Genomic DNA, 18,633 nt, shown 5'->3' with positions numbered 1-18,633 from the left:
ACGCGTCGGATCCCGATGCCGCGTCCGTACGCCTCTTGAGACGACTCCGCCGGCCACCTCCGCCGGCGGACCGCGTCACGAATCTCGCCGACTCCCACGAAGAATTGCCTGATCCATGTCTACCGCTGCCCCGCAGGACCCCCACCCCCCACGAGACGAGACCGCCGGCCCGGAGCTCAGCGACGGCACGCACCGCGCCGACGGCCCCGAGCAGACCACCGCGCAGTCGCTCGTGCGGCTCTACCCCTACCTGAAGCCGGCGCTGCCGCGCATCACGGCCGGCATGGTCGCCGCCCTCGGCGCCTCCGTCGTCGCGCTCGCCATCCCCATGGTGCTGCAGAAGCTCGTCGACGGAACGCTGCTGCACCGCGGCGGCAGCACCTCGCAGGTGGTGCTCTCCGCGCTGCTCATCCTCGCGCTCGGCGCGGGCGAGGCCGTGCTCATCTCGCTGCGTCGCTGGTTCGTGCTCGCCCCGGGCACGAAGGTCGAGGCGACGCTGCGCAACGCGCTGTACGCCAAGCTGCAGCGCCTGCCGGTCGCCTTCCACGACCGCTGGCCCAGCGGCCAGCTGCTCTCCCGCGCGGTCAGCGACCTCAACTTGATCCGGCGCTGGCTGTCGTTCGGCCTCGTGCTGTTCATCGTGAACATCGTCACGATCGTGGTCGGCTTCGGCGTGCTGTTCTACTGGCACTGGCTGCTCGCCGCCGTCATGGTGGTGCTCTCGATCCCGCTCTGGGTCGCCGGCTACTTCTTCGAGCGCAAGTACCACATCGTGGCGCGCCGGTCGCAGGACCAGCAGGGCGACCTCGCCACCGCGGTCGAGGAGTCCGTGCACGGCATCCGCGTGCTCAAGGCGTTCGGCCGCGGCCGCCACGCGCTGTCGAATTTCCGCGCCCAGGCCGAGCGGCTGCGCGGCACCGAACTCGAGAAGGCGCGCGCCATCGCCGGGCTCTGGCTGTGGCTGCTGATGGTGCCCGACGTCGCGTTCGGCATCTGCCTGCTGCTCGGCGTGTGGCTCGCGGCCCACGACCAGCTCACCATCGGCCAGCTGCTCGCCTTCTTCTCGACGGCCACGGTGCTGCGCTTCCCGATTGAGTCGATCGGATTCCTGCTCTCGATGACCTACGACACCCGCACCGCCGTCGACCGGTTCTTCGAGGTGATGAGCACTCCGAACACGATCGACGACCCGGCGGCGCCGAAGCACATCGACGAGCCGCGCGGCCGCCTCGAGTTCGACCAGGTCCACTTCCGCTACGAGGACTCGCCCGCGCGGTTCCCCGACCTGGTCGACGGCGTCGACCTCGAGGTGCGCCCGGGAGAGACGATGGCGCTCGTCGGGCTCACCGGCTCGGGCAAGTCGACGCTCACCTCGCTCGTGCCGCGCCTGTACGACGTCACGGGCGGCGCCATCCGCATCGACGGCGTCGACGTGCGCGACCTCACCCTGGAGGAGCTGCGCACCCGGGTGGCGATGGCGTTCGAGGACGCCACGCTGTTCTCCGCATCCGTGCGCGACAACGTGCTGCTCGGCCGGCCCGACCTCGTCGGCGACGACCCCGACACGAAGGCGGCCGCCGAGGCGCAGCTGGCGGAGGCGCTCGAGGTGGCGCAGGCGGCGTTCGCCTACGACCTGCCCGAGGGCGTCGACACGAAGGTCGGCGAGGAGGGGCTCAGCCTCTCCGGCGGCCAGCGGCAGCGCCTCGCGCTGGCCCGCGCCGTGGCCGCGAAGCCGAGCGTGCTCGTGCTCGACGACCCGCTGTCGGCGCTCGACGTGGACACCGAGGCGCGGGTCACCGAGCGGCTGCGCCGGGTGCTGAAGGGCACCACCGCGCTGATCGTCGCGCACCGGCCGTCGACGGTGATGCTCGCCGACCGGGTGGCGCTGCTGCAGGGCGGCCGGGTCGTCGACGTCGGCCCGCACAGCGAGCTGCTGGCGCGCAACGAGCACTACCGCTACGTCATCTCCTCCCTGGAGGACGAGGACTCCGGCTTCGGGACGCGCCCGCCGGGCGCATCCGGGCCACAGACCGTCGACACCGAGGAGGTGGACGCATGAGCACGGCAACCGTGACCGGCGTGGCAGGGGAGGACCGCAGCGACCTGTCGAAGGGCGAGTCCCGGGTCATCCGTCAGCGCTCGCTGCGCCTGCTGGGCTCGCTCGTCGCGCCCATGAAGGTCAAGGTGACCTGGACGCTCGTGCTGGTCGTCGTCTCGACGATCCTGCAGGTGTCGGGGCCCGCGCTGATCGGCATCGGCATCGACCGCGGCCTGCCCGCGCTGCTGAAGCAGGACTGGATGCCGATCTCGTGGACGGTCGCCGCCTACCTCGCGGCAGGCGTGCTGGGCGCGCTCACGATCGCCTGGTACACGATCGCGTCGGCGCAGATCAGCCAGGCGATCCTGTTCGACCTGCGTACTCGGGTGTTCCTGCACACGCAGCGGCTCAGCCTCGAGTTCCACGAGTCGTACACCTCGGGCCGCATCATCTCGCGGCAGACCAGCGACCTCGACTCCATCCGCGAGCTGCTCGACTCGGGCATCAACCAGCTGGTGCAGGGGATGCTCTACTCGGGGTTCATTGCGATCGCGATCTTCGCGGTGGACTGGGTCTCGGGCGTGGTGCTGCTGTGCTCGCTCGTGCCGCTGTACTTCCTGGTGCGCTGGTTCCAGAAGCGCTCGCAGGTGCTGTTCCGCATCTCGCGGGTCGCCTCGGCGAAGCTCATCGTGCACTTCGTGGAGACCATGACGGGCATCCGCGCCGTCAAGGCGTTCCGCAAGGAGAAGCGCAACGAGCGCGAGTTCGGCGAGCTGGTCGAGGACTACCGCGACGTGAACGCCAAGACGATCCAGCTGTTCGGTCTCTTCGACCCGGGCCTGGTGATGATCGGCAACATCACGGTCGCCGTGGCGCTGCTGATCGGCGGCCTGCGCGTGGCCTCGGGCTCGCTCGAGATCGGCGCCCTGCTGTCGGTGCTGCTGTACGCGCGCCGCTTCTTCGACCCGATGGAGGAGATGGCGATGTTCTACAACTCCTACCAGTCGGCCGCGGCGGCGCTCGAGAAGATCTCGGGCGTGCTGGAGGAGCAGCCGGGGGTGCCGGAGCCGGCGCATCCGATCAAGCTCGACGGCGCCCGCGGGCACGTGGTGTTCGACGACGTCAACTTCCACTACAAGCCGGGCCGCGACGTGCTGCCCAAGTTCGACCTCGACATCCCGGCGGGGCAGACCGTCGCGCTGGTCGGCTCGACGGGCGCGGGCAAGTCGACGCTCGCCAAGCTGATCTCGCGGTTCTACGACCCGTCGTCGGGCGCCGTGACGCTCGACGGCGTGGACCTGCGCGACCTGACGCAGGAGGACCTGCGCCGCGCGATCGTCATGGTGACGCAGGAGGCGTACCTGTTCTCGGGCTCGGTGGCCGACAACATCGCGCTGGGCAAGCCGGATGCGACGATCGAGGAGATCCGGCGGGCGGCGCAAGCGGTGGGCGCGCATGAGTTCATCGAGGCGCTGCCCGACGGCTACGACACCGATGTGAACAAGCGCGGCGGGCGCGTCTCTGCCGGCCAGCGGCAGCTGATCTCGTTCGCGCGGGCGTTCCTCGCGAACCCGGCCGTGCTGATCCTCGACGAGGCGACGTCGTCGCTCGACATCCCGAGCGAGCGGCTCGTGCAGCAGGCGCTGCAGACGCTGCTGGCCGACCGCACCGCGGTGATCATCGCGCACCGGCTGTCGACCGTGGCGATCGCCGACCGGGTGCTCGTGATGGAGCACGGCCGCATCGTCGAGGACGGCACCCCCGCCGAGCTGATCGGGGGCACGGGCCGCTTCGCGCAGCTGCACGCCGCCTGGCGCGATTCCCTCGTGTAGCACCCCGTTGGTCGAGTAGCCGCGAAGCGGCGTATCGAGACCCCGTTGGTCGAGTAGCCGCGAAGCGGCGTATCGAGACCCGCACGAAGGTCTCGACACGCGCCTGCGGCGCTACTCGACCAGCGGGGGCGGGGGCGACGGATGCCACGTCGCGGAGCGCATGTCGATGCGGTAGCCCGACGCACCGTGGCGCAGGCGAGTGCCCTCTGCGCGGTAGCGGCGCAGCGCCTCGGCCTCGTGGCCGTCGGCGGGGCGGCCGTCGGCGTGCACGACGCGCCACCACGGCGCATCCGCCCCGCCGTGCGCCATGACCTTGCCCACCTGGCGGGAGGCGCGCGAGCCGAGCTCTGCGGCGATCTGGCCGTAGCTCATCACGCGGCCCGGCGGGATCTGCTCCACTAGGTCGAGGACGGCCTCGGCGAAGGCATCCGTGCCGGCGGCGAGCTCGTAGGCGCGCAACGGTGCGCGGTCGTCGTCGGCGGCTCGGGCGCGGCGGCGGTCTCCATTCGCGCTGCGCGCGAGTCGACCGGCAGAGTCGCTGCGCGCGAGTCGACCGGCCGGGTCGCCTTGCGCGAGTCGACCGGCGGGGTCGCCTTGCCCGAGTCGACCGGCGGGGCTCACAGGTCGAGCTTGCCGATCGTCTCGCCGTACTCGGTCTCGCCGACGGGCTGGAAGCCGGTGCGCAGGAAGAAGGCCTCGGGGCCGAGCTCGCCCGGCTCCCAGATCACGTAGAGCGCGTCCATGCCGCGGCGGCGCGCCTCGTCGGCGAGGGCGTTGAGGGCGAAGCGCCCGATGCCGCGGCCCTGATCGTCGGCATCCACGTTGATGCGCCACAGGATCGAACGGAACTCCTCGCTCTCCGCATCGGGGTCGAAGTCGGCCTGCACGAAGGCGACCACGTCGTCGCCGTCGACCACGACCCGCTGCCAGGCGGTAGCCGGGTTGAGCACCGCCGCGGCGGCCGAGTACGACACGGGGGTGACGTACTGCTCCTGACCCGGTTTCAACGAGAGGGCGTTCGCCGCCGCGATGTTCGCCGCGGACAGTTCTTCCAGCCTCAGCTCACCCATGGCATCACCCTAGCCATTGCCCCCGGCGCCGCGATAGGTGCCGACGGCGGGCACCCTCGCGGCCCCGCGCCCAGATATCTCGACGTCGAGATACCGGTATCGTGGGCGGCGAAACCATCGACATCTTCGCAACGTCTGGAGTCGAAACCGGCATGTCCAAGATCATCTACACCCACACCGACGAAGCGCCGCTGATGGCGACCTACTCGCTGCTGCCGATCATCTCGGCGTACGCGGCGAAGGCGGGTGTGGAGCTCGAGACGAGCGACATCTCGCTCGCGGGCCGCATCATCGCGCAGTTCCCCGAGCGGCTCACCGACGAGCAGCGCGGGCCGGACGCCCTCGCCGAGCTCGGCGCCCTCGCCGAGCAGCCCGAGGCGAACATCATCAAGCTTCCCAACATCTCCGCATCCGTGCCGCAGCTGAAGGCCGCGATCGCCGAGCTGCAGGCCCAGGGCTACGACCTGCCCGACTACCCCGAGGCCCCGGCGACCGACGAGGAGAAGGACATCGCCGCCCGCTACGACCGGGTCAAGGGCTCGGCCGTGAACCCCGTGCTGCGCCAGGGCAACTCCGACCGCCGCGCCCCCGGCGCCGTGAAGGCGTACGCCCGCTCGCACCCGCACTCGATGGGCGCCTGGAGCCCCGACTCCAAGACCGACGTGGCGACGATGGGCCACGACGACTTCTTCTCCAACGAGAAGTCGGTCACCATGCCCGCCGCCGACACGCTGCGCATCGAGCACGTGGCCACGGATGGCACGGTGACGGTGCTGAAGGAGAAGCTGCCGGTGCTCGAAGGCGAGGTCGTCGACGCCACGTTCATGTCGGCCGCCGCCCTCGACGCGTTCCTCGCCGAGCAGGTCGAGGCGGCCCGCGCCTCCGGCGTGCTGTTCTCGGTGCACCTGAAGGCCACCATGATGAAGGTCAGCGACCCGATCATCTTCGGCCACGCGGTGAAGGCGTACTTCAAGCAGGTGTTCGACCGCTACGGCGACGACCTGGCCGCCGCCGGCCTCAAGCCCGACGACGGGCTCGGCGCGATCTTCGCCGGCCTCGAGGAGCTGCCGAACGGCGCCGAGATCCGCGCCGCATTCGACCAGGCGCTCGCCGAGGGCCCGGCCATGGCGATGGTGAACTCCGACAAGGGCATCACCAACCTGCACGTGCCGAGCGACGTGATCGTCGACGCCTCCATGCCCGCCATGATCCGCATCGGCGGCCACATGTGGGGCCCCGACGGCAAGGAGGGCGACACCCTCGCCGTGATCCCCGACTCGTCGTACGCATCCGTCTACAAGACCGTCATCGACGACTGCAAGGCCAACGGCGCGCTCGACCCGGCCACCATGGGCACCGTGCCCAACGTGGGCCTGATGGCGCAGAAGGCCGAGGAGTACGGCTCGCACGACAAGACCTTCAAGATCGCGCAGGCGGGCACCGTGCGCGTCGTGAACCAGGCCGGCGAGGCCCTGATCGAGCACGAGGTGCAGCCCGGCGACATCTGGCGCGCCTGCCAGACCAAGGACGCCGCGATCAAGAACTGGATCGAGCTGGCCGTCAGCCGCGCCCGCCTGTCGGGCATGCCGGCGATCTTCTGGCTCGACGAGAAGCGGGCGCACGACGCGCAGCTGATCGCGAAGATCGACGCCTACCTGCCGACGCTCGACACCGAGGGCCTCGACTTGAGCATCCTGCCCCCGGCGGCCGCCGCGCAGAAGTCGCTCGACCGACTCCGCGCCGGGCAGGACACCATCTCGGTCACCGGCAACGTGCTGCGCGACTACCTGACCGACCTGTTCCCGATCCTCGAGGTCGGCACCTCGGCCAAGATGCTCTCGATCGTGCCGTTGATGGCCGGCGGTGGCCTGTTCGAGACCGGCGCGGGCGGCTCGGCGCCGAAGCACGTGCAGCAGCTCGTGGCCGAGAACTACCTGCGCTGGGACTCGCTCGGCGAGTTCTTCGCGCTCGCCGCCTCCTTCGAGCACCTCGCCCAGCACGAGGGCAACGCGCGCGCGCAGGTGCTCGCCGACGCGCTCGACCGCGCCACCGCCACCTTCCTCGAGAACGACCGCTCGCCCGGCCGCAAGCTCGGCACGATCGACAACCGCGGCTCGCACTTCTACCTCGCCCTGTACTGGGCGCAGGAGCTCGCCGCGCAGCAGGACGACGCGGAGCTCGCGGCCGCGTTCGCGCCGCTGGCCGAGAAGCTCGCCGCCGACGAGCAGACCATCGTCGCCGAGCTGATCGCGGTGCAGGGCTCGCCGGTCGACCTGGGCGGCTACTACCGCCCCGACGACGCCAAGGCGGCGGCCGTGATGCGCCCCTCGGCGACCTTCAACGCCGCGATCGACGCGTTCTGAGGCGGCGCTGACGCCTGCGGGCGGGCTCGGCGGAGGCATCCGTCGGCCCGCCCGCTCTCTTTTTCCGCAGCGCGCGGTCGCGGATGCGTCGCGCTTTACCGCTGTGTTACGGATGCTTCGCACAACTGTTCCTGTGCCTCCGAGTGGGGATAGGGTGACGGCCAAGCGCGCAACGCCGCGCGCTGATCACGCACACACGCACACACGCACAGCGATTGGAACCACGTGGGCACTCGACAGTTCCCCTTCCTTCGCCGCGCCCTCGCGGTGGCCGCCACGGCCGCCGTGATGGGCTCGGCGCTGGTCTTCGCGGCAGCACCCTCGGAGGCGGCGACGTCGTCGCTTCCGACGCCGAACGCGAAGACGTTCACGAAGGAGCAGCATTTCAAGACCGGCACCTACATCGTCCAGCTGAAGGACCCGGCGGCCGCGACCTACACGGGCGGGCTGAGCGGCTACCCGGCCACGCATCCGGCCGACGGCAAGCAGCTGAAGGCGAGCGACGCGAACGTCAAGAAGTACACCCGCTATCTCGAGGGCAAGCAGAAGGACGTGGCGGACGCCGTCGGCGCCGACCCCACCTACACCTACTCGCTCGCGTTCAACGGCTTCGCGGCCAAGCTGACCGCCAAGCAGGCGACACAGCTGAGCAAGCGCAGCGACGTGGTCGCGGTCGTGCCCGACGAGATCCTGCACCCGCAGGCCGAGGCGGACTACCAGTTCCTCGGCCTGCAGAACGGCGCGATCGGCAGCGATGACACGAGCGGCCTCTGGGAGGCCATCGGAGGCCCCGACAAGGCGGGCGAGGGCATCGTGTTCGGAGACCTCGACACCGGCATCTCGCCGGAGAACCCGTCGTTCTCCGGCGACGCGCTGAGCACCTCGGCGACGGCCGGCGCGACGCCGAGTTGGACGGGTGCGACCGACGCCAACGGGAACCCCGTGATCACCTACCAGAAGGCCGACGGCACCACCTTCACCGGCGTGTGCCAGGTGAATGCCGACCCCGCGGTCGACTCGGGCAAGTACGACGCCGACACCGGCGCCTACCTCGGCGGCACCGTGCCCGAGGACGACTCGTGGACCACCTCCGACTGCAACACCAAGCTGATCGCCGCGCGCTACTTCGACGCTTCGTTCGTGAACGTGCTGCACGCCTCGCAGCCGGTCGAGTACGAGTCGCCGCGCGACGGCGCGGGCCACGGCTCGCACACCGCCTCGACCGCGGCGGGCAACTACGGCGTCGACGCGACCATCTCCGGCAAGGACTTCGGCCAGATCTCCGGCATGGCCCCGGCGGCGAAGGTCGCCGACTACAAGGTGTGCTGGTCGGGCCCCGACACGACGACGGAGAGCGACGACGGCTGCGCGACGGCCGACATGGTGGCCGCCATCAACCAGGCGGTGGCCGACGGCGTCGACGTGCTGAACTTCTCCATCGGCGGCGGCGCGGCGCAGACCACGTACTCCGCCACCGACCAGGCGTTCCTCGGCGCGGCCGCGGCCGGCATCTTCGTCGCCACCGCGGCGGGCAACGCCGGCCCCGGTGAGACCACCCTCGACAACGCCTCGCCGTGGTACACCACGGTCGCGGCCTCGACCATCCCGTCCTACGAGGGCACCGTCACGCTCGGCGACGGCTCCGCCTACCCCGGCGCGACCATCACGGTTCCCTCCGAGGGCGTCTCGGGCGACCTCGTGCGGGCCGACAAGGTGGCGGCAGCCACCTTCGAAGTCGACGATCCCGCCCAGGGCTACGCCAAGGGGTCGACGGTCGACCCGGATGCGCAGGCCGCGCTCTGCTTCGCCGGGTCGCTCGACTCGTCGAAGGTCGCCGGCAAGATCGTCGTCTGCAAGCGCGGCGTCAGCGACCGCGTCGACAAGTCGGCGGAGGTGAAGCGGGCGGGCGGCATCGGCATGGTGCTGGTGAACCCGACCTCGAACTCCCTCGACCTCGACGAGCACTCGGTGCCGACGCTCGCCGTCGACGCCCCGTACTACCAGGCGATCTGGGACTACGCGGCGACGGATGGCGCAACGGCGGAGCTCACGGACGAGAACACCACCGGCATCGAGACCCCGACCCCGCAGATCGCGGGCTTCTCGAGCCGCGGCCCGGTCGACGCGGCCGGCGGCGACGTGCTGAAGCCGGAGATCTCGGCTCCCGGCGTCTCGATCATCGCCGACGGCCCCTCGACCCAGAGCTCGGACGGCAGCTACGAGCCGAGCTACGAGTTCATGTCGGGCACGTCGATGGCCACCCCGCACATCGCGGGCCTCGCGGCGCTGTACCTCTCGCTGCACCCGACCGCGACCCCGGATGAGATCAAGTCGGTCATGATGACGACGGCCTACAACACGGTCGACGCCGACGGCGACCCGGTCACCGACCCGTTCGCTCAGGGCGCCGGCGAGGTGGATCCGAGCAAGTTCGCGAGCCCCGGCCTGCTGTACAAGAACTCGTACAGCGACTGGATCGCCTACCTGAAGAACGTCGGCGAGCTCGGCGACGCGGCTCCGGACTGGAACGCGGCATCCGATCTCAACCTGGCGTCGATCTCGATCGGGCAGTTCACGGCCACCCAGACCGTGACCCGCACCGTGACCAGCACCCAGGCGGGCACCTACACGCCGCACGTCACGCTGCCCGGGTTCACGACCACGGTGAAGACGTACAAGCCGGACGGCACGCCGACCGGCGGCTCGACGCTCACCTTCACCGCGGCCGGCGTATCGGCGCAGTACACGGTGACCTTCACGCGCACCACCGCACCGCTCGACGAGTACACGACCGGGTCGATCGACTGGGTCGGCGCGGGCGCGGCGGACGGCATCACGGTGCACAGCCCGGTCGCGATCCAGCCCGTCTCCGCGATCGCCCCGGCGACCGCGACCGGCACCGGAAACGCGGGCTCGACGACGGTGGACATCACCAACGGCGCCGCCGGCGTTCCCGAGCTGCACACCATGGGCCTCGCCGCGCAGGTGACCCTGCCCGACGCGGGCACCGCGGCCGACTCGAGCCACTCGGGCGGCGGCAGCTCGGCCGACCCGGACACGAACGACCAGGTGTTCTTCAGCGAGGTGCCGTCGGGAACGAAGATCGCCCGGTTCGCCGAGGACGCGGTCGACGACGCGAACGACTACGACCTGTACGTCTACCAGGTCGACCTCGACGATGCGGGGAACATCGTCGGCGCCACCCTGGTCGGCCAGTCGGCGACGGGCTCGGCGGACGAGGAGGTCGACCTGACCGATCCGGCCGCCGGCTACTACGCGCTCGAGGTCGTGCTCTACGCGGGCTCCGGCGACTTCGACCTGAAGACGACCTACCTGACCGAGACCGGCGGGTCCGGTCACTTCAGCGCGACGGCCGGCTCGGCCACCGCGGCGGGCGCGGCGAACACCGTGACGCTGAAGTGGACGGGCCTCAAGCCGAACGTGTCCTACCTCGGCATCGTGAGCTACGGCGACACGGGCCCCGAGACGGTGGTCACGGTGGACTCGACCCCGGGCAAGAGCGCGAAGGCCAAATCCAAGGGGTAGGCGGCGCGGGGTGATCCCGCGCCAGCGCGAACCCGAGACGGGGGCTTCGGCGGAGGAATCCGCCGGAGCCCCCTTTTTCCTGCGCCGGCGCCCACATTCCATCTATGCAGCGGATGCCTCGGGCGCTACCGTCCTGTCATCGCCTGTCTCCCGAGCAGGCACAGACCCGAACGGAACCGCCGTGAGCCGCACCTCCCGTTCCCTGCGGCGCGTCACCGCCGCCTGCGCCGCCGCCGCCGCGACCGCCGTGGCGCTGGCCTTCGTCGCTCCGGCCGATGCGGCGCAGCATCCGTCGCCCGACACGCCGCACTCGGCCGTCTCGCTGCCCGAGCAGACCCGGACCGCGGCACGGTTCACACCCGGCGGGTACGTCGTGCAGCTGAGAGACCCGGCCGCCGCCGCCTACACCGGCGGGATCGCCGGGCTGCCGGCGACGCATCCGTCGGACGGCGGGCAGCTGAAGGCGAGCGACCCGGACGTCGAGAAGTACGCCGCGCACCTGGCGAACGCGCAGCAGTCCGTCGCGCGGGCCGTCGGCGCGACGGTCGAGTACCGCTACACACTCGCCTTCAACGGCTTCAGCGCCGACCTCACCGCGGCGCAGGCGGCGGAGCTCGCCGCCCGCGATGACGTCGCCGCGGTCGTGCCCGACGAGCTGCTGAAGCTGCAGGACGCCGAGCCCGACTACGAGTTCCTCGGCCTGCAGAACGGCGTGATCGGCTCCGGCGACGACAGCGGGCTGTGGGCCGCCCTCGGCGGGCCGGGCAAGGCGGGGGCGGGCGTCGTCATCGGCGACATCGACACCGGCATCTCGCCCGAGAGCCCGTCCTTCGCCGGCACGGCGCTGAAGACCGGCAACGGCACGGTGCCGGCCCTGACCGGCGGCGCCGACGCGAACGGCAACCCGCAGACCGTGTACCGCAAGGCCGACGGCGGCACCTTCACGGGCGTGTGCCAGGTGAACGCCGACCCGGCCGTCGACTCCGCCGGCTACGACCCGCAGACCGGCGAGACGACGAGCGGCACCGAGCCGTCCGACGGCTCCTGGACCGCCGCCGACTGCTCGAGCAAGATCATCTCCGCCCGCTACTTCGACGCGGGCGAGCCGCGCAGCCTGCACGGCGACCGGCCGACCGAGTACGAGTCGCCGCGCGACGCCGACGGTCACGGCTCGCACACCGCCTCGACCGCCGCCGGCGACTACGGCGTCGACGCGTCGATCACCGTCGGCGACACGACCCGCGACTTCGGCGGCATCTCCGGCATGGCCCCGGCGGCGAAGCTCGCCGTGTACAAGGCGTGCTGGCAGGGCCCCTACACCGACCTCGACAGCGACGACGGATGCGTCACCGCAGACATCCTCGCCGCGATAAACCAGGCCGTCGCCGACGGCGTCGACGTCCTCAACTACTCCATCGCCGGGACGGGCGCCACCACGACCTACTCGGTGATCGACCAGGCGTTCCTCGGCGCCGCCGCGGCGGGCGTGGTCGTGGCGGCCGCGGCCGGCAACCTCGGATCGGACGCCTCGACCGTCGACAACGCGGCACCCTGGTACACGACGGTGGCCGCGAGCACCATTCCGTCGTACCGCGCCACGGCGGTGCTCGGCGACGGCACCCGGGTGCCCGGCGCGTCCGTCACGGTTCCCGCGGCCGGCGTCTCGGCCGGCCTCGTCGACGCGGACGCCGCGGCGGCCGACGGCATGCAGGGCTACTCCGCCACCTGCCAGGCGTACACGCTCGACCCGGCGGCCGTCACGGGCAGGATCGTGCTCTGCGACCGGGGTGACAACACCCTCGCCGACAAGGCCGCCGAGGTCCAGCGCGCCGGCGGCGTCGGCATGCTGCTGGTCAACACGCCGGCCACCTCCGACTCCCTCGACGACGAGCAGTACCCGATCCCCGTGGTCGCCGTCGCGGCGCAGTACCGCGACCGGCTGCACGCCTACGCCGGCACCGCAGGGGCGACGGTCGCCTTCGTCGACCGCGACCTGACCGGCGCCGCCGCCGACGCCGTGCCGCAGCTCGCCGCGTTCTCCGGCCGCGGCCCGGTGACGGCCGACGGCGGCGACGTGCTGAAGCCCGACCTCGCCGCCCCCGGCGTCGCGATCCTCGCCGCGAGCGCGTCGAAGCCCGCCGGCGACGGCTTCACGCCGAGCTTCGAGTTCATGGACGGCACCTCGATGGCCACCCCGCACATCGCCGGCCTCGCCGCCCTGTACCTGGGCAGGCACCCGACCGCCTCGGCGGCCGAGGTCAAGTCGGCGATGATGACCTCCGCCTACGACACCGTCGACGCCGCCGGGCACGTGGTGGACGACCCGTTCGCCCAGGGCGCCGGCCAGGTCGACCCGGCACGGATGCTCGAGCCGGGGCTCGTCTACGACAGCGGCGTCGCCGACTGGCAGCGCTACCTCGGCGACGTCGGGCTGGGGGGCTCCGGGAGCGCCGGGGTGGACTGGCGCGAGGCATCCGATCTCAACCTGCCCTCGATCCAGATCGGGCAGTTCACCTCGACCCAGACCGTGACCCGCACGGTGCGCTCCACCCAGGCCGGCACGTACACGCCCCGCGTCAGCCTGCCCGGCTTCGCGGTGACGGTGTCGTTCGGGCACGTCTCGAAGGGGGTGAGCGCGAAGCAGGGCCGCATCACCTTCACGAAGGCGGGGCAGAGAGCCACGATGTCGGTGCGCATCGCCCGCACCACCGCCGCGATCTCCTCGTGGACGACCGGAGCGCTCGACCTGGTCGGGTCGGGGCGGGCGGCGGGCATCCGCGTGCACAGCCCGATCGCCGTGCGCCCCGTCGACGTGATCGCGCCGGCCACCGTGTCGGCGACCGGGACGTCGAGCCCGAAGAGCGGCCTCGACGTGGCGGTCGTCAATGGGGCGGGCGGCGCGCCGGCGGTGACGACGCTGGGGCTCGCGGCGCACACGCTGCTGCCCGACAACGGCTCGGCCGCCGACCCGGCCCACTCCGGCGGCCTCGACGCCGGGGACTTCGACCGGTACTGGCAGGACCACTTCGTCGAGGTGCCGGACGCGGCGGCGCTCGCGAAGTTCGAGGAGCACGCCGTGCCGACCTCGGGCGTCGACTTCGACCTGATCGTGTTCAAGGTCGACCTGCTGCCCGGGGTCACCACGCCCACCTCGCTCGCCGACGTGAACGCGACCGAGGAGTGGGACTCGTGGTCGCCGGGGGCGGACGAGGAGATCGACCTCACCGACCCGCAGGCCGGCTGGTACGACGTCGTGGTGTGGGCCGCGAGCGGCTCCGGCGACTTCGACCTGTACTCCACCGTGCTCTCGCCCTCGGGCGGGAAGGGCGCGTTCACGGCCGCCCTGCGCGGCCCGAAGCAGGCCGGCGCCGCAGACACCCTCGAGCTCAGGTGGAGCGGCCTCGCCCCGAACACCTCCTACCTCGGGCTCGTGCAGTACGGCAGCCACGGGCAGCAGACCGTCGTGACGATCGACTCGGGGCCGGGCAGCAGCACGCCGGGGCCCGGCACCCGGCCCACCCCGCATCGGCCGTCGGGGTAGGGCGCGGGTAGGCGCGGCGGGGCGGCGCATCCGTGCGGTTTACTTGCAGCCATGAGCCAGACCGTGCGGCACGCCGCCCTGCGCACCCTGCTGCCCGGTTTCGCCGGCGCGAGCCTGCCCGACTGGCTGGGGGAGCTGCTCGACGACGGGCTCGGCGGGGTGTGCCTGTTCGGGCCGAACCTCGAGAGCCCCGAGCAGACCCGGCGGCTCACCGCCGAGATCCTTGCGGCGAACCCGCACGCGCTCATCGCCGTCGACGAGGAGGGCGGCGACGTCACGCGTCTCAGCTACCGCACCGGCGCGCCCTACCCCGGCAACGCCCTGCTCGGCCGCCTCGGCGACCTCGCCCTCACCGAGCGCACCGCCCGCGCCGTCGGCTGGCAGCTGCGCGAGGCGGGCGTGAACGTCGACTTCGCCCCCGACGCCGATGTGAACTCGAACCCCGACAACCCGGTGATCGGGGTGCGCTCCTTCGGCGCCGACCCCGGCCCCGTCGCCGACCATGTCGCCGCGTGGGTGAGCGGGCTGCAGGCGGCCGGCGTCGCGGCCACGGCCAAGCACTTCCCCGGCCACGGCGACACCGCGCAGGACTCGCACCTCGCCCTGCCCGTCGTAGACCGTTCGGCCGCCGAGCTCTCCGCGCGCGAGCTGGTGCCGTTCCGCGCCGCGATCGAGGCCGGCGCGAAGCTCGTGATGACCTCGCACCTCCTGCTGCCGCAGCTCGACGCCGAGAGCCCGGCCACCATGAGCGAGCCGGTGCTCGAGGGCCTGTTGCGCGGCGAGCTCGGCTTCCACGGCGTCGTCGTCAGCGACGCGCTCGACATGGCGGGCGCCTCCGCCGAGCTCGGCATCCCCGCCGCGGCGGTGCGGGCGCTCGCGGCGGGCGTCGACCTGCTCTGCGTCGGCACCGACAACGCGGCCGAGCAGCTGGAGCAGATCGTGGCCGCGGTGGAAGCGGCCGTCGCATCGGGCGAGCTCGACGCCGGGCGGCTGACGGATGCCTCGGCCCGCGTCTCCCGCCTCGCCGTCGAGCTCGCCACGGCCCGCGAGACGACGCCGCTTCCCGCCGCGGGCTCGCACGAGCCGGTCTACGACTTGGCGCAGCTCGCCGGCGGCTTCGACGTCTCCGATGCCGCCCGGGCGTGGCTCTCCGTCGGCGGGCCGTACCGGCTCGCCCGCGTCGAGAGCGAGAGCAACCTCGCCGTCGGCATCGCCCCGTGGGGTCCATTCGCCGCCGGGGCGCGGGAGGAGCTGCTGGTGACGCCCGGCTCGGCACTCGTCGACCCCGGGGAGGGGCGGCTCGTCGTCGTCGGCCGGGACCTGCACCGGCACGGGCACGCGCGCGACTTCATCGCGGCGGCGCGGCGGCGGGGCGGCGCATCCGTGCTCGTCGTCGACATGGGCTGGCCCTCCGACGACCGGCGCTTCGCCGACATCGCCACCTTCGGCGCCTCCCGGCTCGTCGGCCGCGCCCTGCTCGAGCTGCTGGGCGGGGCACGGTGAGGCTCGGGCTCGACATCGGCGGCACGAAGATCGACGCCGTCGCGCTCTCCGACGACGGCGACGTCGCGGGCCTGGTGCGCGTGCCGACCGGCCACGGCCCCGACGCGGTGGTGGCGGCCGCGGTCGCCGCGGCCAGGCAGGCCGCCGAGCTCGCGGGCGGCGTGCCGACCTCGCTCGGCGCGGGCATCCCCGGCGTCGTCGACCCCGCGACCGGCAGGGTGCGGCACGCCGTCAACCTCGGCGTCGTCGACCTCGGGCTCGGCGCGCTGCTCGCCGAACGCCTCGGCGTGCCCGTGCGCGTTGAGAACGACGTGAACGCCGCCTCGCTCGGCGCCTACCACCTGCTCGGCCTCGACGGGCCGATGGCGTTCCTCAACCTCGGCACCGGCGTGGCCGCAGGCTTCGTCTCGGGAGGCCGGCTCTGGCGCGGCGCCCGCGGCACCGCCGGCGAGATCGGGCACATCCCGATCGACCCCGACGGAGCCCGGTGCAACTGCGGCCAGCGCGGCTGCGTCGAGACCGTCGCCTCGGGCGGCGGCGTGGCCAGGCAGTGGGCGACGGATGCCCCGTTCCCGGTGCTCGACGTCTTCGACCGCGCCGACGCCGGCGACCCGGCGGCGCTCGCCGTGCGGGACCGGCTCGCCGCCGGGGCGGCGGCCGCGGTGCGCATCCTCGTACTCACCGCCGACGTCGAGACCGTCGTGATCGGCGGCGGCGTGAGCAGCCTCGGCGACCGGCTGCTGCGCCTCGTCGCCGCGGCGCTCGCCGAGCAGGCCGCGGTCTCCGGCTTCCTCGCCTCGCTCGAGCTGCCGGCGCGGGTGCGGCTCGCCCCGCAGGAGAGGCCCGTCGCGGCCATCGGCGCGGCCCTCGCCGAGCCCGCCTGAGGCCTGGAAGGATCGGACGCATGGAGATCGTGATCCAGGCCGACGCCGACGAGGTGGGCCGCGTCGCGGCATCCGTCATCGCCGACGTCGTCGCCCGCAAGCCCGACGGCGCCCTGGGGCTCGCCACCGGCTCGTCGCCGCTGAAGATCTACAGCGAGCTCGCCGCGCGGGTCGCGGCGGGCGCGCTCGATTTCTCCCGGATGCGCGGCTTCGCGCTCGACGAGTACGTCGGTCTGCCCTTCGAGCACCCCGAGAGCTACCACGCCGTCATCGACCGCACCGTGACGCGCCCGCTCGGCTTCGACCCGCGGCTGGTGCACGTGCCCGACGGCATGGCGTCGGACATCGCGGCCGCGTGCGAGGCCTACGAGCAGGCGATCGTGGACGCGGGCGGCATCGACGTGCAGATCCTCGGCATCGGCGCCAACGGGCACATCGGGTTCAACGAGCCGACCTCGTCCTTCGCCTCGCGCACCCGCATCAAGACGCTCACCCCCAAGACCCGCGCCGACAACGCCCGCTTCTTCGCCTCGCCCGAGCAGGTGCCGACGCACTGCCTCACGCAGGGGCTCGGCACGATCATGTGCGCGCGGCGCATCGTGCTCGTCGCGCAGGGGGAGGGCAAGGCCGAGGCGGTCGCCGCCGCGGTCGAGGGGCCGGTGTCGGCGTCGTGCCCGGCGTCGATCCTGCAGCACCACGAGCACGCCACGATCGTCGTCGACGAGGCCGCCGCCTCGCGCCTGCGCAACCGGGACTACTACAAGTACACCTACGCCAACAAGCCCGACTGGCAGCGGTACTAGCGGGCGGCGCCTCCGCCGGTCCACTCGCCCGTGCGGCGGCCGAATGGGGACCGCGCCCGCCGAGACGACTCGAAGCGGGGTTCTGATCGCGGAGACCCCCATCGCGGGTCGCCTCGCCGACTCACTCGAGCTCGACCGGCCGGCCGGTGCGCGCCGCCTCGAGCGCGGCACTCGCGAGGCGCACGGCCGCGAGCCCATCCCGGGCCGTGACGCGCGGCGTCGTCGCATCCGTGATCGCCGAGACGAAGTCGCGCAGTTGCGCAAAATACGCATTTTTCGCAGGCGGGGTCTCCGGCGGTGGGTCGTCGGCCGAGGAATGCGCGAGTGCGCCGCGCTCGCCCTCCAGCTCGAATCCCGTCGTGAACGGCACGCCCTGCTCGCCCCAGACCCCCTCCGCGTGAGTGACGGCCCCGTTCGCGTGCGTCAGGGTGACGGATGCCGCCTGCGTCGGCCGCCCGCCCGCGGCACCGTGCCGGGCCACGGCCTCGACCCGCACCACCTCCCCGGCGAGCCATCTGGCCTGATCGAGGTCGTGGATCATCAGGTCGAAGATCACCCCGCCCGACTGCGCCTCGTCGGCGAACCAGGGCTGGACCGGGTGGGCGCCCGAACGCAGGAAGCGCAGCCGCCGCAGGCGGCCCAGGGCCCCGGAGTCCACCGCAGCCTTCGCCCGGGCGTAGGCGGGGAAGTACCGCACCACGTGGGCGGGAAGGAGCATCCGCCCGGCCGCCTCGGCGGCCGCGACGAGGGCCGCCGCGTCGGCATCCGTGCGCGCCAGCGGCTTCTCGCAGATCACGTGGCGGCCTGAGGCCAGCGCGGCCAGGCCGAGGTCGAGGTGCGTCGGCGTCGGCGTCGTCACGTCGATCACCTGGCAGCGCGCGAGCAGCTCGTCGAAGCTTCCCGCCGCCTCGACGTCGCCGAGGCCCGCGACGCCGCTGCGGCTCCAGGCGAGCACCGGCGCGCCGAGCGCGCGGAGGTGAGGCAGATGCTCGCGCGCCATGGTGCCCGCGCCCACCAGCCCGACGGTCGGCGGGTCGGTCGCGGGGCTCATTG

Annotated in this window: 11 protein-coding genes; 8 read left to right on the top strand and 3 right to left on the bottom strand. The window is 72.5% G+C overall.

All coding sequences use genetic code 11. The features are described 5' to 3' along the window. The first annotated feature begins 115 nt into the window (after positions 1-115). Together H563_RS16235 and H563_RS0110670 are read left to right on the top strand one after the other, a co-directional pair. A complete protein-coding gene (locus tag H563_RS16235) occupies positions 116-2,059 on the top strand; it encodes an ABC transporter ATP-binding protein (protein WP_022882597.1) in 1,944 nt (647 codons plus the stop codon). Beyond that, positions 2,056-3,870: an ABC transporter ATP-binding protein gene (locus H563_RS0110670; protein ID WP_022882596.1), complete on the top strand. Its 1,815-nt coding sequence runs from the start codon at positions 2,056-2,058 to the stop codon at positions 3,868-3,870. The genes H563_RS16235 and H563_RS0110670 overlap by 4 nt, the downstream gene beginning before the upstream one ends. Before the next feature lie 111 nt (positions 3,871-3,981). Here H563_RS0110670 and H563_RS16230 read toward each other — a convergent pair whose 3' ends face one another. Both H563_RS16230 and H563_RS0110660 read right to left on the bottom strand, forming a co-directional pair. After that, complete coding sequence (locus H563_RS16230) at positions 3,982-4,491, bottom strand: MGMT family protein (RefSeq protein WP_245556841.1); 510 nt, start codon at positions 4,489-4,491, stop codon at positions 3,982-3,984. After that, the gene (locus H563_RS0110660; protein WP_022882594.1) at positions 4,488-4,940 is read right to left on the bottom strand and encodes a GNAT family N-acetyltransferase; all 453 of its coding nucleotides are present in this window, start codon (positions 4,938-4,940) and stop codon (positions 4,488-4,490) included. The genes H563_RS16230 and H563_RS0110660 overlap by 4 nt, the downstream gene beginning before the upstream one ends. Positions 4,941-5,092: 152 nt before the next feature. Here H563_RS0110660 and H563_RS0110655 point away from each other — a divergent pair, with 152 nt between their 5' ends. From H563_RS0110655 to nagB, 6 genes are all read left to right on the top strand, one after another. Continuing rightward, positions 5,093-7,303 (top strand): NADP-dependent isocitrate dehydrogenase, encoded by a 2,211-nt coding sequence (locus H563_RS0110655; RefSeq protein ID WP_022882593.1) that lies wholly within the window; start codon positions 5,093-5,095, stop codon positions 7,301-7,303. A gap of 225 nt (positions 7,304-7,528) precedes the next feature. Continuing rightward, a complete protein-coding gene (locus H563_RS16225) occupies positions 7,529-10,849 on the top strand; it encodes a S8 family serine peptidase (protein WP_022882592.1) in 3,321 nt (1,106 codons plus the stop codon). A 181-nt stretch (positions 10,850-11,030) separates the two neighbouring features. After that, complete coding sequence (locus H563_RS16220; protein ID WP_022882591.1) at positions 11,031-14,390, top strand: S8 family serine peptidase; 3,360 nt, start codon at positions 11,031-11,033, stop codon at positions 14,388-14,390. Positions 14,391-14,441: 51 nt separating this feature from the next. Then, entirely contained in the window at positions 14,442-15,893 is a 1,452-nt protein-coding gene (locus tag H563_RS0110640) for a glycoside hydrolase family 3 protein (protein WP_022882590.1), read from the top strand. After that, positions 15,890-16,777 carry an ROK family protein gene (locus tag H563_RS0110635; protein ID WP_022882589.1) on the top strand — a complete coding sequence of 296 codons (888 nt, stop codon included), beginning with the start codon at positions 15,890-15,892 and terminating at the stop codon, positions 16,775-16,777. Before H563_RS0110640 ends, H563_RS0110635 begins: the two co-directional genes overlap by 4 nt. Before the next feature lie 20 nt (positions 16,778-16,797). Further along, positions 16,798-17,580, top strand: coding sequence for a glucosamine-6-phosphate deaminase (nagB, locus tag H563_RS0110630; RefSeq protein WP_022882588.1), 783 nt, complete (start codon positions 16,798-16,800; stop codon positions 17,578-17,580). 121 nt (positions 17,581-17,701) lie between these two features. On the opposite strand, the gene H563_RS0110625 is transcribed toward nagB, so the two are convergent. Further along, entirely contained in the window at positions 17,702-18,631 is a 930-nt protein-coding gene (locus H563_RS0110625) for a Gfo/Idh/MocA family protein (protein WP_022882587.1), read from the bottom strand. Between the last annotated feature and the right edge of the window lie 2 nt (positions 18,632-18,633).

This window comes from Gryllotalpicola ginsengisoli DSM 22003 (assembly GCF_000419445.1).
GTDB lineage: Bacteria > Actinomycetota > Actinomycetes > Actinomycetales > Microbacteriaceae > Gryllotalpicola > Gryllotalpicola ginsengisoli.
This window is presented reverse-complemented; position numbering and strand designations above follow the sequence as displayed.